The organism is Microbacterium sp. NPDC057658, from assembly GCF_042799975.1.
Classification (GTDB): domain Bacteria; phylum Actinomycetota; class Actinomycetes; order Actinomycetales; family Microbacteriaceae; genus Microbacterium.
Map to the genome: position 1 here is coordinate 1,981,695 of NZ_JBHVHT010000001.1, position 14,990 is coordinate 1,996,684.

The following is a 14,990-nucleotide window of genomic DNA, read 5'->3' on the forward strand; positions in this document are numbered from 1 at the left end:
CATGTCCTCGCATGATCCCTCCGCCAGCGCGCCCATCGACATCAAGCCCCGCAGTCGCGTCGTCACCGACGGCATCGAGGCCACGACCTCCCGCGGCATGCTCCGCGCCGTCGGCATGGGGGATGCCGACTGGGACAAGCCGCAGATCGGCATCGCGTCCAGCTGGAACGAGATCACGCCCTGCAACCTGAGCCTCGACCGGCTCGCGCAGGGCGCGAAGGAGGGCGTGCACTCCGGCGGCGGGTACCCGCTGCAGTTCGGAACCATCTCCGTCTCGGACGGCATCTCGATGGGCCATGAGGGGATGCACTTCTCGCTCGTGTCCCGCGAGGTCATCGCCGACTCGGTCGAGACCGTGATGATGGCCGAGCGCCTCGACGGCTCCGTCCTCCTCGCCGGCTGCGACAAGTCCATCCCCGGCATGCTCATGGCCAGCGCGCGCCTCGACCTGTCGAGCGTCTTCCTCTACGCCGGGTCGATCGCACCGGGCTGGGTCAAGCTCTCCGACGGCACCGAGAAGGACGTCACGATCATCGACTCGTTCGAGGCGGTCGGTGCCTGCCGTGCCGGCCTCATGAGCGAGGAGGACCTCAAGCGCATCGAGTGCGCCATCGCTCCTGGTGAGGGCGCGTGCGGCGGCATGTACACGGCCAACACCATGGCCTCCGTCGCGGAGGCGCTCGGGCTCAGCCTCCCGGGCTCCGCCGCGCCGCCCGCCGCCGACCGCCGTCGCGACTACTTCGCGCACCGCTCGGGCGAGGCGGTCGTGAACCTGCTCCGCCAGGGGATCACGACGCGCGACATCCTCACCAAGGAGGCGTTCGAGAACGCGATCGCCCTCGCGATGGCCCTCGGCGGCTCGACCAACGTCGTCCTCCACCTCCTCGCGATCGCCCGCGAGGCGGAGGTCGAGCTGAGCCTGCACGACTTCAACCGCATCGGCGACAAGGTCCCGCACGTGGCCGACATGAAGCCGTTCGGCAAGTACGTCATGAACGACGTCGACCGGCACGGCGGCATCCCCGTGATCATGAAGGCGATGCTCGATGAAGGGCTGCTGCACGGCGACGCGCTCACCGTCACCGGCAAGACGCTCGCCGAGAACCTCGCCGAGCTCGACCCGCAGCCGATCGACGGCGAGGTCATCCACACGTTCGACAATCCCATCCACGCCACCGGCGGACTCACGATCCTGCACGGATCGCTCGCGCCGGAGGGTGCCGTCGTCAAGACCGCCGGCTTCGACGCTGCCGTCTTCGAGGGTCCCGCGCGGGTCTTCGAGCGGGAGCGCGCCGCCATGGACGCGGTCGCCGAGGGCAGCATCGAGCCGGGGACGGTCATCGTCATCCGGTACGAGGGCCCCAAGGGCGGACCGGGCATGCGCGAGATGCTCGCCATCACCGCGGCCATCAAGGGCGCGGGGCTCGGAAAAGATGTACTACTCTTGACGGACGGACGATTCTCAGGCGGCACAACCGGCCTGTGCATCGGCCACATAGCACCCGAAGCGGTGGACGCAGGTCCTATCGCCTTCGTGCGCGATGGTGATCTGATACGGGTCGATATCGCAGCTCGCTCTCTCGATCTACTCATCGACGAGGCAGAGCTCGCCTCCCGCCGCTCTGGCTGGGAGCCGCTTCCCCCGCGCTACACCCGAGGCGTTCTTGCCAAGTACTCGCGCCTCGTGCGGTCCGCCGCCGAGGGCGCGACGACCGGCTGATCCATCGACCGGCTCAGCAACCGCTCGATCGGAGCGCCGGTGTCCCGCACAGTTCATCAGAAGGAAAGTCATGACTGCTGACTCCGTCTCGGCCGTGCCGAGGCCGCCCGCCCGCCCATCCGCTCCGGAGATCACCGGTGCGGAGGCCGTCGTCCGCTCGCTCGAGCTTCTCGGCGTCACGGACGTCTTCGGCCTTCCCGGCGGCGCGATCCTCCCGGTCTACGACCCGCTCATGGACGCCTCGCAGCTCCGCCACATCCTCGTGCGGCACGAGCAGGGCGCGGGCCACGCGGCCGAGGGCTACGCGTCCGCATCCGGCAAGGTCGGCGTGTGCATCGCCACCTCCGGTCCCGGAGCGACCAACCTCGTCACGGCGATCGCCGACGCCTACATGGACTCGGTGCCGCTGCTGGCGATCACCGGTCAGGTGTTCTCGACGCTGATGGGCACGGATGCGTTCCAGGAGGCCGACATCGTGGGGATCACGATGCCGATCACGAAGCACTCGTTCCTGGTGAAGGACGCCGCGGACATCCCCGGCGCCATCGCCGCGGCCTACGAGATCGCCGGCACCGGGCGCCCCGGTCCGGTGCTCGTGGACATCACCAAGGATGCGCAGCAGGCGACGGCACCGTTCGTGTGGCCGCCGAAGATCGACCTCCCCGGGTACCGACCGGTGACCAAGGCGCACGGCAAGCAGATCCAGGCGGCCGCCGCCCTCCTCGCGGAGGCGAAGAAGCCGGTGCTGTACGTGGGCGGAGGCGTCGTCCGCGGCCGGGCCGCGGCCGAGCTGCTCGAGCTCGCCGAGTCGACCGGCGCGCCCGTCGTGACGACGCTGATGGCGCGCGGCGCGTTCCCGGACTCGCACCCGCAGCACCTGGGCATGCCCGGCATGCACGGCACCGTTCCCGCCGTGCTCGCGCTGCAGGAGGCCGACCTCCTCGTCTCGCTCGGCGCCCGGTTCGACGATCGCGTCACCGGCAAGGCCGCGCTGTTCGCGCCGCACGCGAAGGTCGTGCACGTCGACATCGATCCGGCGGAGATCTCCAAGATCCGCACGGCCGACGTGCCGATCGTGGGCGACGTGCGCGACGTGCTCACCGACCTCGACGCCGCCTTCCGCGGAGCGACGGCCGACGCGAAGCCCGACATCGAGGAGTGGTGGTCGTACCTCGACGGGCTCCGGAACGAGTTCCCGCTCGGGTACGCGCCGACGACCGACGGTCTGCTCGCCCCGCAGTACGTGATCCAGCGCATCGGCGAGCTCACCGGTCCGGAGGGCATCTTCGCCTCCGGTGTGGGGCAGCACCAGATGTGGGCCGCGCAGTTCATCAAGTACGAGCGTCCGAACGCCTGGCTGAACTCCGGCGGAGCGGGCACGATGGGCTACTCGGTGCCGGCGGCCATGGGCGCCAAGGTCGCGGAGCCGGAGCGCCAGGTCTGGGCGATCGACGGCGACGGCTGCTTCCAGATGACCAATCAGGAGCTCGCCACCTGTGCGATCAACAACATCCCGATCAAGGTCGCGATCATCAACAACTCGTCGCTGGGCATGGTCCGGCAGTGGCAGACGCTCTTCTACGACGGCCGTCATTCCAACACCGACCTGAACACCGGGCACGGCACGATCCGCATCCCCGACTTCGTGAAGCTCGCGGAGGCGTACGGCTGCCTCGCGATCCGCGTGGAGAAGGAGGAGGAGGTCGACGCCGCCATCCAGCTCGCGCTGGAGACGAACGACCGCCCCGTGGTGATCGACTTCGTCGTGAGTGCCGACTCCATGGTGTGGCCGATGGTGCCGCAGGGGGTCAGCAACAGCTATGTCCAGTACGCGCGCGACCACGCGCCCGCGTTCGACGAGGAGGACTGAGCCATGTCGACCCACGTCCTGAGCCTGCTGGTGGAGAACACCCCCGGCCTCCTGACCCGCGTCGCCGGCCTGTTCGCGCGCCGGGGCTTCAACATCGACTCCCTCGCCGTCGGCGTGACCGAGGTGCCGGGGATCTCCCGCATCACGGTCGTCGTCGACGTGGAGGAGCTGCCGCTCGAGCAGGTGACCAAGCAGCTCAACAAGCTGATCAACGTCATCAAGATCGTCGAGCTGGACCCGGCGTCGTCCGTGCAGCGCGAGCACATGCTCGTGAAGGTGCGCACGGACAACGCCAGCCGTTCGAACGTGATCGAGGTCGTCAACCTCTTCCGCGCCTCGGTCGTCGACTACGCCGCCGACGCCCTCGTGATCGAGGTCACCGGAGACAAGGGCAAGGTCGAGGCGCTGCTGCGCGCTCTGGAGCCCTTCGGCATCAAGGAGATCGCCCAGTCCGGCCTCCTCGCGATCGGCCGCGGCGGCAAGAGCATCACCGAGCGCGTCCTGCGCGGCTGACCCTTCGACAGACTCAGGGACCGCGCGTCCCGCACAACCACAACCAAGGAGAGAAACCAGTGAGCACCGAGATCTTCTACGACGACGACGCCGACCTGTCCCTGATCCAGGGCAAGAAGGTCGCCATCGTCGGCTACGGCTCGCAGGGCCACGCCCACGCCCAGAACCTGCGCGACTCGGGTGTCGAGGTCGCGATCGCCCTCAAGGAGGGCTCGAAGTCCGCCGCGAAGGCCGAGGAGGCCGGCTTCCCCGTGAAGACCGTCGCCGAGGCGACCGAGTGGGCCGACGTCATCATGATCCTCGCGCCGGACCAGCACCAGCGCACGATCTACAGCGAGTCGATCGCCCCGAACCTGACGGCGGGCAAGACCCTGGCGTTCGCGCACGGCTTCAACATCCGCTTCGGCTACATCGACGCTCCCGAGGGTGTCGACGTGATCCTCGTCGCGCCGAAGGCTCCCGGCCACACCGTGCGCCGCGAGTTCGTCGCCGGTCGCGGCATCCCGGACATCATCGCCGTCGAGCGCGACGCGTCCGGCCAGGCCTGGGACCTCGCGCTCTCGTACGCGAAGGCGATCGGCGGCACCCGCGCCGGCGTCATCAAGACGACCTTCACCGAGGAGACCGAGACCGACCTGTTCGGCGAGCAGGCCGTGCTCTGCGGTGGCATGAGCCACCTGGTGCAGGCGGGCTTCGAGACCCTCGTCGAGGCGGGCTACCAGCCGCAGATCGCCTACTTCGAGGTGCTGCACGAGCTCAAGCTCATCGTCGACCTCATGTGGGAGGGCGGCATCGCCAAGCAGCGCTGGTCGATCTCCGACACCGCCGAGTTCGGCGACTACGTCTCCGGTCCGCGCGTGATCGACGAGCGCGTCAAGGAGAGCATGAAGGGCGTCCTGTCCGACATCCAGTCCGGTGCGTTCGCGAAGCGCTTCATCGAGGACCAGGACAACGGGGCCGAGGAGTTCCTCGCCCTCCGCGCCAAGGAGGAGCAGCACCCCATCGAGGCGACCGGCAAGGAGCTGCGTTCGCTCTTCGCCTGGAAGCAGCAGGACGAGGACTACGTCGACGGCAGCGCCGCGCGCTGATTCGACTCGCGAACGAACGGGCGTTCCTCCGGGGGCGCCCGTTCGGCGTTCGGTACGGCATTCAGCGGCGCAGACATCGGATGTCTGTGCCAGGATGGACGCATGCGACAGGAATGGTTTGATGACGCCCGCTTCGGCATGTTCGTCCACTTCGGCCTCTACAGCGGGGCCGCGCGGCACGAGTGGGTGCAGAACTACGAACGCCTCACCGACGAGGAGTACCGCCCCTACTTCGACAACTTCGACCCCGACCTCTTCGATGCCGCGGCCCTGGCGAAGACCGCCAAGGAGACGGGGATGGGTTACGTCGTGCTCACGACGAAGCACCACGACGGCTTCTGCCTCTGGGACTCGAAGCTGACCGACTTCACCTCCGTCACGGCGGTCGGGCGGGACCTCGTGCGCGAGTACGTCGACGCTCTCCGTGCCGAGGGCATCCGTGTCGGCCTCTACCACTCGGTCATCGACTGGCATCACCCCGATTTCACGGTGGACTGGAACCACCCCCGACGTGACGACGAGAACGCGCACGCCCTGAACGAGGGGCGTGACATGGCCCGCTACCGGGAGTACCTGCACGGTCAGGTCCGCGAGCTGCTCACCGAGTACGGCGACATCGACTACCTGTTCTTCGACTTCACCTACCCGGAGTCCAAGGACGGCTGGGAGGGCAAGGGGCCGCAGGACTGGGACGCCGAGGCGCTGCTCGCGCTGTGCCGTGAGCTGCAGCCGGAGATGCTCGTCAACGACCGGCTCGGCATCCCCGCGGACTTCGTGACGCCCGAGCAGTACCAGCCGACGGCTCCGATCGTCCGCGACGGGTTGCCCCTCGTATGGGAGGCGTGCCAGACGCTCAACGGCTCCTGGGGCTATCACCGGGACAACACCGACCAGAAGTCGCCGGTGCTGCTCGTGCAGATGCTCGTCGACTCGGTGTCGATGGGCGGCAACATGCTGCTCAACATCGGTCCGGACGGGCGCGGGGCGATCGCGCCCCGGGACGCGGCGACCCTCGCCGAGATCGGGGAGTGGATGCGGCTCCACGACCGCGCCGTGATCGGGGCCGGCCACGCGCCGTTCACGCCGCCCCGAGAGGGCGTGTACACGCTCCGCGGCGACCGGCTCTACCTGAGCCTGTTCAGCTGGCCGCTGGGCTTCGTGCATCTGCCCGGTCTTGCGGGCAAGGTCTCGTATGCGCGCCTGCTGAACGACGGGTCCTGGCTGCGCACGAGCGTCAGCGACCCGGACCAGCAGGCCGACCTGATGACGCCGGCGGGCGAGGCCGAGGGGACGCTCACGGTGCACCTCCCGGTACGCCGTCCCGACGTGCTGATGCCGGTCATCGAGCTGCGGCTGACGGGGGAGTGAGGCCGTCGGTGGCGACGGCTCAGGCCGTCGCCACCGGGATCTCCATGCCCTCCAGCGCGAGGCGCGCGGCGCCGTGCAGGATCGCGTCCGCGCCGGTGGCCGCAGCCTCGATCCGCAGGCGCTGGGTCGCGAGCGGGTGGCAGGCCTCGTAGACCCGGCTGCGCACCGCGGCGATGAACGGCTCGGAGGCGCTCATGCTCCCGGTGAGGAAGAGGGCGTGCGGGTTGAAGAAGTTCACGACCCCGGAGAGCGCCTGACCCAGGTGGGTCCCGGCGGTGCGGACGAGCGTCGTCGCCAGCGGGTCCGCGTCCCGTGCCAGTGTCAGCACGTCGGCCGTGGTGCGGACGTCGGTGTTGCCGCGCTCGCGCATCTGGCGGACGAGGCTCGCGCCGCTGGCCACAGTCTCCAGGCAGCCGGTGTTGCCGCAGGAGCAGGGGATGTCCCCGCTGCCGTCGATCCGCGTGTGCGTGATGTCGCCGGCCGCAGCGGTGGCCCCGCGGTGGATGTGGCCGTCCACGATGATCCCGCTGCCGATCGCGGTGCCCGCCTTGACGGTGATGCTGTGCTGGGTGTGCCCGAGCTGGCGACGGTGCTCGCCGAGGGCGGCGAGATTCGCGTCGTTGTCGACGACGACGGGGACGCCGTGGCGCTCCGCGAGGTGCTCGCCGACGCGGAATCCGGGCCACCCCGGCATCCGCGAGGGCTGATCCACGGAGCCGGTCGCGACGTCGACGGGGCCGGGCAGGCTCACGCCGATCGCGTGGACCCGCGTCTCGGCGAGCAGGCGCTCGAACACCTCCGACACTCTCTCCAGCGTGGCCTCCGGGCCGTCCGCGACGTCGATCGCGATGGTCTCCGAGTGGAGCAGGCCGCCGCTGAGGTCGTGCCGCCCGATGCGGGCATGGCGCCCGCCGAGATCGGCGGACAGCACGATGCCGTCGCCGGCGATCCGGAGCACGCGCGGCCGTCGTCCGCCGCGGGAGGTGCCGGCCCCGGCCTCCTCCAGCACGCCCGCATCGAGAAGCGCCTGCACGCGCAGGCCGACGGTGGAGGCGGCCACGCCGAGAGCGGTGGCGAGCTCCGAGCGGGAGCGGGCCTGACCGCGCGCGACGAAGTCGAGGATGCGCCGGGTGTGCGGATCGTCGACGGGGGTGTCGGCGGGGTTCGTCATGGAGGCCCTTCGTCTCGGAGCATCGTCAGCGTAGCGGGGGTGTCGCATGTTTCGGGGGAGTGACGAATTATCACCACCCTATAAACATCGGATGTTCAGCTTGCGGCACCTTGCGAACTATGACAGCGTAACTTCATACGAAATCCTAATTGGTTAGTTCGAGTCTCGAAATAACCGTTCCCTTCTCAGGAGGCATTCAATGAAGAAGTTGCGTGTGGGGGCTGTCGCCGCTGTCGCGGGCGTGGCCGTGGCGATGACCGGCTGTGCGAGCAGCGGGGGATCCGGAGGCTCGGCCGACGGCGACACCATCGTCGTGGACATGTGGGCCGGCAGCGAGTCGGACGTCGACGCGCTGGAGGCGCAGATCGAGTTCGCGCAGAAGCAGAACCCGGACATCAAGATCAAGCTGCAGACTTCGCCGTGGAGCGACTTCTTCACGAAGCTCACCACCAACATGGCCAGCGGCAACATGGCCTGCATCACCGGCATGAGCGGTGCGCAGCTCGGCGGCTACACGGCGGGCTTCCGTCAGCTGAGCGACGAGGACCTCGAGACCGCCGGCATCGACTGGTCGGAGTTCAACCCGAGCGCGGACGGCATCCTCAGCTTCGAGGGCAAGGTCTACGGCGTGCCGTTCGACGTCGCCACCATGCTCGTCTACTACAACCAGGACATGCTGACGGCCACCGGCGCCGCGACTCCGGAGATCGGCTGGACGTTCGACGACTTCGCCACGATCGCGGCCGACGCCACGAAGGACGGCAAGTACGGCTTTGGCATGGGCATGGGCGGCTACCAGTGGATGTCGATGCCGATCGCCTACTCCGCCACGCAGCCCGCCTCCGAGGACGGCACACTGCACATCGACGACGAGGACTTCGTCGACGCGGCGTCCTGGTACGCCGGCCTGGTCACCGAGAAGAAGGTCGCGGCTCCGGTCGCCTCCGCGTCGGACACCGGCTGGGGCGAGAACCAGTACACGGGCGGCAACGCGGCGATGGCCGTCGACGGCACCTGGAACGCGGTCAGCTACCTCAACAACGAGTCCGGCTTCGCCGCCGGCATGGTGCCGCTGCCCGCCGGCGTGGACGGCAACCCCGGCCCGATCCTCGGCTCCGGCTACGGCATCGCCGAGAACTGCAAGAACCCGGAGGCCGCGCTGAAGGTGCTCGGCTCCCTCGTCGGCGAGGACGCGCAGGACTACATCGCCTCGTCCGGCCGCTCCTACCCGGCCCGCACCTCGTCGCAGCCGCTGTACTTCGAGTCGATCGACGAGCAGTACCGGGACCAGGTCCAGTCGGTGTTCGAGGCCGCGTTCGGCGACACGGTGCCGCTCTACATGACCAAGAACTGGCAGAAGCTCGACAGCTACATCCAGCCCAACCTCGTCAGCGTCTACAACGGCCAGATGACGATGGAGGAGCTGCTGTCGAACGCCCAGGCGCAGTTCGGCGAGTGAGCCGGATCCGGCCCGCACAGCAGTAACAGAGAGAGACGACGAGATGACGATCACGACGAGACGTCGAGGATCGCTCGCCAAGGTCGAGGGCCGCCAGGCGCTGGGTTTCGCAAGCCCGGCCCTGGTGGGCCTCGCCCTGTTCACGATCGTGCCCGTGGGGCTGTCGATCGTGATGAGCGTGTTCGACTGGCCGACCTTCGGCGAACGCACCTTCAACGGGGTGGACAACTACGTCAAGCTGTTCACCAGCAGCCCGGACTTCTGGCCCGCGCTGCGGAACTCGGCCGTGTACACGCTGCTGTACGTGCCGTTGAGTGTCGCTCTCTCGCTCGTGCTCGCCCTCGGACTCGGCCCCCGCATCCGCGGCCGCGGTGCCCTGCGCGTCCTCTTCTTCATCCCCGTCGTGACCCCGATGGTCGCGAACGTCCTGGTGTGGAAGATGATGCTGCAGCCCCAGGGGCTCTTCAACGGCCTCTCGGTCACCTGGTTCGGCATCGAGCTGCCAAACTTCCTCGCCGACCCCAACTGGGCGATGATCATGGTCGTCGTCATGAGCGTCTGGCAGGGTCTCGGCTACAACATGCTGATCTTCTCGGCAGCCCTCGAGCAGCTCCCGGAGAGCGTGCTGGAGGCCGCCAGCATCGATGGTGCGCAGGGGTTCCGGCGGGTCTGGAGCATCATCATCCCGATGATCTCGCCGTCGATCTTCTTCGCGACGATCATGACGATGATCACCTCGCTCCAGGTCTTCGTCCAGCCGCAGATGCTCACCGGAGGCGGCCCCGGCAACGCCACCAAGCCGCTCGTGATGTACATCTGGGAGCAGGGCTTCACGTTCGGCGACCTCGGGCTCGCCGCCGCCGCCGCATGGATCCTCTTCGCGATCATCATCGCGATCACGGGCATCCAGTTCGCCGCACAGAAGAAGTGGGTGCACTATGAGCACTGAGACCCTCGTCCGGCCCACCGGCACCGCCCCGCGGCGTCAGCGCGAGCGGGAGCGGGCCCGCGGAGCGGCGACAACGCCCGGCGCGCGTGCCCGGCTGATCCTCGCGCACGTCACCATCTACGTCGCGGCGCTCATCTTCATCGCGCCGCTCGTCTACGCGTTCTTCTCGGCCCTCAAGCCGAACTCGGAGATGTTCTCGATGCCGCCGACCCTGGTGGGCTCCGAGATCCGCTGGAGCAACTTCGTCGACGTCTTCGCCTACGGACCGTTCCTGACGTACATCATGAACTCGTTCATCGTGGCGATCGGCGGCACCCTGGTCGTGCTGGTGGTGTCGACCACGGCCGGATACGCGTTCGGGCGCCTGCGGTGGAAGGGCAGGGACGCGGTGTTCGTCCTCTTCCTCGCCACGCTGATGGTGCCCGCCGAGGTGCTCGTCATCCCCATGTTCCAGGTCATGCAGTGGTTCAACTGGGTCGACACCTATCAGGCGCTCATCCTGCCCTTCGCGTTCGGCGCCTTCGGCACGTTCCTGATGCGGCAGTTCTTCCGCGGCATCCCCTACGAACTGGAGGAGGCGGCCCGTGTCGACGGCGCAGGTCCCGTCCGGTCGTTCCTGCAGATCATCCTGCCGCTGTCGAAGTCCGCGGTCGCCGTGCTCGCGGTCTTCACGTTCCTCTCGTTCTGGAACAGCTACCTCTGGCCCCTCATCGTCACCGTCGACTACAACGCGCATGGCACGCTGCCCGTCGGTCTGGCGAGCTTCGCCGGCCTCACCGGCACCCGCTGGGACCTGCAGATGGCCGCCGCCATCATCTCGATGATCCCCACCACCCTGCTCGTCATCGTGCTGCAGAAGCACCTGGTCAAGGGCATCGCGATGGCCGGGCTGGGCGGACGATGAGCGCGGTCGGGCAGCAGACGGACGACCCTCGACGAACCACCACGGGCCTCGCGGCCGACCTGGCGCTGGCGGGGGTGGACATCGGGGGCACGAAGATCGCCGCCCTCGTCGTGGACGCCTTCGGAGCCGTCCTCGCACGCGGAAGCGTGCCGGCGCCCGCGAGCGTCGGCGGCGCGGCGATGGCGGATGCGGCGGCCGGTCTCGTCGCGCGGCTCGCGGCCGAGGCCGGTGTCACGGTCGCCGCGGTGGGGGTGGGTGCCGCGGGGGTCATCGACCACGAGAGCGGCACCATCCGCGCCGCGTCCGCCCTGTTCGCGGACTGGGCGGGTTTCCCGCTCGGCCCGGAGCTGGCGCAGCGCCTCGGCGTCCCGGTGCGGGTGGAGAACGACGTGAACGCCTTCCTCCTCGGTGAAGCCGCCGCGGCGGGTCCGAGCGTGCCCGATGTGCTCGGTGTGATGCTCGGCACGGGCGTCGGCGGCGCGCTGGTCATCGGCGGGGAGCTGCACCACGGCCCGCACGGCGCGGCCGGGGAGATCGGGCACACGCCCGGCTACAGCGACCTCGTCTGCACCTGCGGGCAGACCGGCCACCTGGAGACCCTGGCCTCCGGGACGTCGATCGCCCGGCGCTTCGCGGAGCGCACCGGGCGCTCGGTGAACGATGCCAGGGAGGTCGCGGAGGCCGCCAGGGCCGGCGACGCCGACGCCCGCGCGGTGTTCGACGCCGCCGGACGTGCGCTCGCTCTCGCCTGCGCCAGTGCGGCGACGCTCCTCGACCTGCCGACCGCCATCGTCGGCGGCGGGGTCACGGCGGCCTGGGACCTCCTGGCGCCGTCGATCGAGCGAACCCTTCGCACCGACGCCCCGGTGTCCGGCATCGCGCTGCGCATCGTCCCCGCCGTCCTGGGCGCTGACGCCGTCGCGCTCGGCGCCATCGAGAGCGCCCGGCGCGCCCTCGCCCCCGTTTCCTGACCACGACTGCGACCGCAGAGGAGAACAGCACCGTGACCGCACGCCCGGAAGCCCACGAGATCTGGATGGGTCCGCTGCCGCCGCTCGCCGAGGGCGGGCTCGCGCGGCCCCGGATCGGCATCGGCGGCATCTCCATCGAGTCGAGCACCTTCTCCCCGCACATCTCCGGGGACGAGGCCTTCACGATCCGGACCGGCGACGCGTTGCGGGCGTACTACCCGTTCCTCGATGCCGGGCGTGAGCTCGCCGAGGCCGCGGAGTGGGTCCCGCTCACCCACGGCCGGTCGCTGCCCGGCGGCGCCGTGGACCCGGACACCTATCAGCGGATGAAGGATGCGCTCGTCGAGGGGATCCGCGCGCAGGGGCCGTTCGACGGCTTCTTCTTCGACATCCACGGCGCGATGAGCGTCGTCGGGATGGACGATGCCGAGGGCGATCTGGCCCTCGCGGTGCGCTCGGCGTTGGGGGCGGACACCCTCGTCTCCACGTCGATGGACCTGCACGGGAACGTGTCGGAGACGCTGCGCGACGCGGTGGATCTGCTCACCTGCTATCGCATGGCCCCGCACGAGGATTGGCTGAACACGAAGGAGCGAGCGGTGTGGAACCTGCTCGACCGTCTCCGTGGCCCGCACGGCGGCGACGTGCAGGCGCGGCGGCCCTTCACCGCCTGGGTGCCCGTTCCGGTGCTGCTACCGGGGGAGAAGACGAGTACGCGGCTGGAACCCGCGCAGAGCATCTATGCCGAGCTCCCCGGGATCGAGGCCCTGCCCGGTGTCGTCGACGCCTCGGTGTGGATCGGCTACGCGTGGGCGGACGAGCCGCGCTGCCAGGCCTACGTCGTGGTCACCGGCGACGACCGGGAGGTCATCGCCCGGGAGGCGGAGCGCGTGGCCCGGATGTTCTGGGAGGCGCGGGAGGACTTCGTCTTCGTCGCGAAGACCGGAAGCCTCGACGACGCACTGGAGGAGGCTCTGGCGTCCGGAGCCCCGCGTCCGTACGTGATCTCCGACTCCGGGGATAACCCGACGGCCGGGGGAGCGGGCGATGTGACCTGGACCCTCGCCCAGCTGCTCCAGCGACCCGAGCTCACCGACGGGACGCACACGACGCTGGTCGCCTCGATCTTCGATCCGCGGGCCGTCGCCGAAGCCGTGGAGGCGGGCGTCGGTGCGACGGTCACGCTGTCCGCCGGAGCTGCGGTCGACTCCGGGCCCCACGGACCGGTCGAGATCACCGGCACGGTGTTCTCCGTCACCGACGGCGACCCGGACGCCGGCACCCAGGTGGTGATCGCTGTCGGCGGGCTGCACGCCATCGTGACCGCGCGCCGCAAGCCCTTCCACCATCTCTCCGACTTCCGGATGCTGGGGCTCGAGCCGACGACGGCCGACGTCGTGGTCGTGAAGATCGGCTATCTGGAGCCGGAGCTGTACGAGCTGGCGGCGGGATGGACGCTGGCGCTCACCCCGGGCGGGGTGGACCAGGACCTGCTCCGCCTCGGACACCATCGCTTGCGCCCCGGGGTGTTCCCGTTCGACACGACCGGCGACCCCGACCTGACCGCGGTGGTCGTGCGCCGCGGCGCCGAGGAGGAGGACACGGCATCATGATGAACTTCGAGAAGCGCACCGGCCCCGACTTCGGTGCGGCGGCCCCGGTCTACCCGGCGAACGGCGTGCCGGACTGGTACCGCGACGCCAAGCTCGGCTTCTTCGTGCACTGGGGCCTGTACTCCGTGCCGGCGTGGGCCGTGCAGCACGGGGAGGGCGTGAACATCCCCACCGAGGACGCCTATGCGTGGCACCAGTACGCGGAGTGGTACGGCAACACGGTCCGCATCCCGGGCAGCCCGACGTGGGAGCGCCACCAGCGCACCTACGGACCCGGGACCTCCTACGAGGACCTCGCCGACCGATGGGACGCCGCCGCGTTCGATGCCGACGCCTTCGTCGGCGAGCTCGTCGCGGCCGGGGCCCGCTATGTCGTGCCTACGACCAAGCACCACGAGGGGTTCTGTCTGTGGGACACCGCCACGACGGGATTCAACGCCGTCGCGCGCGGCCCTCGTCGCGACCTCATCTCCGAGTTCCACGACGCCACGCGGCGGGCCGGAGCCAGGTTCGGTGTGTACTACTCCGGAGCGCTCGACTGGCACGTGAGCGACTTCCCGCCGATCGAGTCGGACACCGACCTGTTCCGGTTCCGTCGCAACGACGCCCCCTTCTCCCGGTACGCCGCCGCGCAGCTCGAGGAGCTCGTGGAGCGGTTCGCGCCCGACGTGCTCTGGAACGACATCGAGTGGCCGGACGGCGGCAAGGGCACGGAGGACTACGCCGTGGCCGCACTGCTGCGGCGTTACTTCGACGCCGTCCCGGACGGCGTCGTCAACGACCGGTGGGGCGTGCCGTACCACGGCTTCCTCACCCGCGAATACACGGACATCCCGGACATCATCCCCGAGCCCTGGGAGTCGACCCGCGGGCTCGGCTACTCGTTCGGGTTCAACCAGGCGGAGGACGAGCGGCACTCGCTCTCCGGGGCGGCCCTGATCAGGCTCCTCGTCGACGTCGTCGCGAAGAACGGCAACCTGCTCATCAACGTGGGCCCCGCGGCGGACGGGTCCATTCCGGCGCTGCAGCGGAAGGCGATGCAGGAGCTCGGCGACTGGCTGGCCGTGAACGGCGCGGCGATCTACGGCACGCGGCCCTGGACGCGGATGGGGGAGCGGACGGGGGCTCCTCGTCGCTACACCACGTCGACGGATGCGGTGCACGTGCACGCGCTGGACCCGGCGGCAGGCGAGTTCGAGCTGCCGTCCGAGCTCGCGGGCGCTGCGCTGTCGTGGGCGGACGGGACTCCGGCCCAGACGTCCGCGGACGGCGGTTCGACCCGCATCGTGGTCCCGGCCGGACTCCGCGAGGCTCCGGTCGCCGTGCTCACCGCGCACGGCGCCTGACACAGGCGCCGCAGAAGG

At 69.6% G+C, this 14,990-nt stretch carries 12 protein-coding genes; 11 read left to right on the plus strand and 1 reads right to left on the minus strand.

Translation table 11 applies throughout. From position 1 onward, the window contains the following. Position 1 precedes the first annotated feature (1 nt). The 5 genes from ilvD (at position 2) to ACFU8V_RS09425 (ending at position 6,559) form a co-directional block, all read left to right on the plus strand. Positions 2-1,720 carry a dihydroxy-acid dehydratase gene (ilvD, locus tag ACFU8V_RS09405; protein ID WP_025103266.1) on the plus strand — a complete coding sequence of 573 codons (1,719 nt, stop codon included), beginning with the start codon at positions 2-4 and terminating at the stop codon, positions 1,718-1,720. Positions 1,721-1,790: 70 nt separating this feature from the next. After that, entirely contained in the window at positions 1,791-3,590 is a 1,800-nt protein-coding gene (locus ACFU8V_RS09410; protein ID WP_025103267.1) for an acetolactate synthase large subunit, read from the plus strand. 3 nt (positions 3,591-3,593) lie between these two features. After that, positions 3,594-4,103 carry an acetolactate synthase small subunit gene (gene ilvN, locus ACFU8V_RS09415; protein WP_025103268.1) on the plus strand — a complete coding sequence of 170 codons (510 nt, stop codon included), beginning with the start codon at positions 3,594-3,596 and terminating at the stop codon, positions 4,101-4,103. A gap of 59 nt (positions 4,104-4,162) precedes the next feature. Continuing rightward, entirely contained in the window at positions 4,163-5,191 is a 1,029-nt protein-coding gene (gene ilvC, locus ACFU8V_RS09420) for a ketol-acid reductoisomerase (protein ID WP_025103269.1), read from the plus strand. A 102-nt stretch (positions 5,192-5,293) separates the two neighbouring features. Then, the gene (locus tag ACFU8V_RS09425; protein WP_025103270.1) at positions 5,294-6,559 is read left to right on the plus strand and encodes an alpha-L-fucosidase; all 1,266 of its coding nucleotides are present in this window, start codon (positions 5,294-5,296) and stop codon (positions 6,557-6,559) included. A 19-nt stretch (positions 6,560-6,578) separates the two neighbouring features. Here ACFU8V_RS09425 and ACFU8V_RS09430 read toward each other — a convergent pair whose 3' ends face one another. Continuing rightward, a complete protein-coding gene (locus tag ACFU8V_RS09430; RefSeq protein WP_378870666.1) occupies positions 6,579-7,730 on the minus strand; it encodes an ROK family protein in 1,152 nt (383 codons plus the stop codon). 199 nt (positions 7,731-7,929) lie between these two features. Here ACFU8V_RS09430 and ACFU8V_RS09435 point away from each other — a divergent pair, with 199 nt between their 5' ends. The 6 genes from ACFU8V_RS09435 (at position 7,930) to ACFU8V_RS09460 (ending at position 14,972) form a co-directional block, all read left to right on the plus strand. After that, complete coding sequence (locus tag ACFU8V_RS09435; protein WP_025103272.1) at positions 7,930-9,189, plus strand: ABC transporter substrate-binding protein; 1,260 nt, start codon at positions 7,930-7,932, stop codon at positions 9,187-9,189. A 43-nt stretch (positions 9,190-9,232) separates the two neighbouring features. Next, positions 9,233-10,138 carry a carbohydrate ABC transporter permease gene (locus tag ACFU8V_RS09440; RefSeq protein ID WP_025103273.1) on the plus strand — a complete coding sequence of 302 codons (906 nt, stop codon included), beginning with the start codon at positions 9,233-9,235 and terminating at the stop codon, positions 10,136-10,138. Next, a complete protein-coding gene (locus tag ACFU8V_RS09445) occupies positions 10,128-11,042 on the plus strand; it encodes a carbohydrate ABC transporter permease (RefSeq protein WP_025103274.1) in 915 nt (304 codons plus the stop codon). The genes ACFU8V_RS09440 and ACFU8V_RS09445 overlap by 11 nt, the downstream gene beginning before the upstream one ends. Continuing rightward, a complete protein-coding gene (locus ACFU8V_RS09450; RefSeq protein ID WP_081811553.1) occupies positions 11,039-12,013 on the plus strand; it encodes an ROK family protein in 975 nt (324 codons plus the stop codon). Before ACFU8V_RS09445 ends, ACFU8V_RS09450 begins: the two co-directional genes overlap by 4 nt. A 65-nt stretch (positions 12,014-12,078) precedes the next feature. Next, positions 12,079-13,626, plus strand: a complete 1,548-nt coding sequence (locus tag ACFU8V_RS09455; protein ID WP_302183168.1) for a M81 family metallopeptidase — start codon at positions 12,079-12,081, stop codon at positions 13,624-13,626. Further along, positions 13,623-14,972 carry an alpha-L-fucosidase gene (locus ACFU8V_RS09460; RefSeq protein ID WP_025103277.1) on the plus strand — a complete coding sequence of 450 codons (1,350 nt, stop codon included), beginning with the start codon at positions 13,623-13,625 and terminating at the stop codon, positions 14,970-14,972. The genes ACFU8V_RS09455 and ACFU8V_RS09460 overlap by 4 nt, the downstream gene beginning before the upstream one ends. Positions 14,973-14,990: the final 18 nt, after the last annotated feature.

What these genes read in the sequence shown, in the direction of transcription:
- ilvD (WP_025103266.1), top strand. Translation starts at nt 2, where the DNA reads ATGTCCTCGCATGATCCCTCCGCCAGCGCGCCCATCGACATCAAGCCC.
- ACFU8V_RS09410 (WP_025103267.1), top strand. Translation starts at nt 1,791, where the DNA reads ATGACTGCTGACTCCGTCTCGGCCGTGCCGAGGCCGCCCGCCCGCCCA.
- ilvN (WP_025103268.1), top strand. Translation starts at nt 3,594, where the DNA reads ATGTCGACCCACGTCCTGAGCCTGCTGGTGGAGAACACCCCCGGCCTC.
- ACFU8V_RS09425 (WP_025103270.1), top strand. Translation starts at nt 5,294, where the DNA reads ATGCGACAGGAATGGTTTGATGACGCCCGCTTCGGCATGTTCGTCCAC.
- ACFU8V_RS09430 (WP_378870666.1), bottom strand. Translation starts at nt 7,730, where the DNA reads ATGACGAACCCCGCCGACACCCCCGTCGACGATCCGCACACCCGGCGC.
- ACFU8V_RS09435 (WP_025103272.1), top strand. Translation starts at nt 7,930, where the DNA reads ATGAAGAAGTTGCGTGTGGGGGCTGTCGCCGCTGTCGCGGGCGTGGCC.
- ACFU8V_RS09440 (WP_025103273.1), top strand. Translation starts at nt 9,233, where the DNA reads ATGACGATCACGACGAGACGTCGAGGATCGCTCGCCAAGGTCGAGGGC.
- ACFU8V_RS09445 (WP_025103274.1), top strand. Translation starts at nt 10,128, where the DNA reads ATGAGCACTGAGACCCTCGTCCGGCCCACCGGCACCGCCCCGCGGCGT.
- ACFU8V_RS09450 (WP_081811553.1), top strand. Translation starts at nt 11,039, where the DNA reads ATGAGCGCGGTCGGGCAGCAGACGGACGACCCTCGACGAACCACCACG.
- ACFU8V_RS09455 (WP_302183168.1), top strand. Translation starts at nt 12,079, where the DNA reads ATGGGTCCGCTGCCGCCGCTCGCCGAGGGCGGGCTCGCGCGGCCCCGG.
- ACFU8V_RS09460 (WP_025103277.1), top strand. Translation starts at nt 13,623, where the DNA reads ATGATGAACTTCGAGAAGCGCACCGGCCCCGACTTCGGTGCGGCGGCC.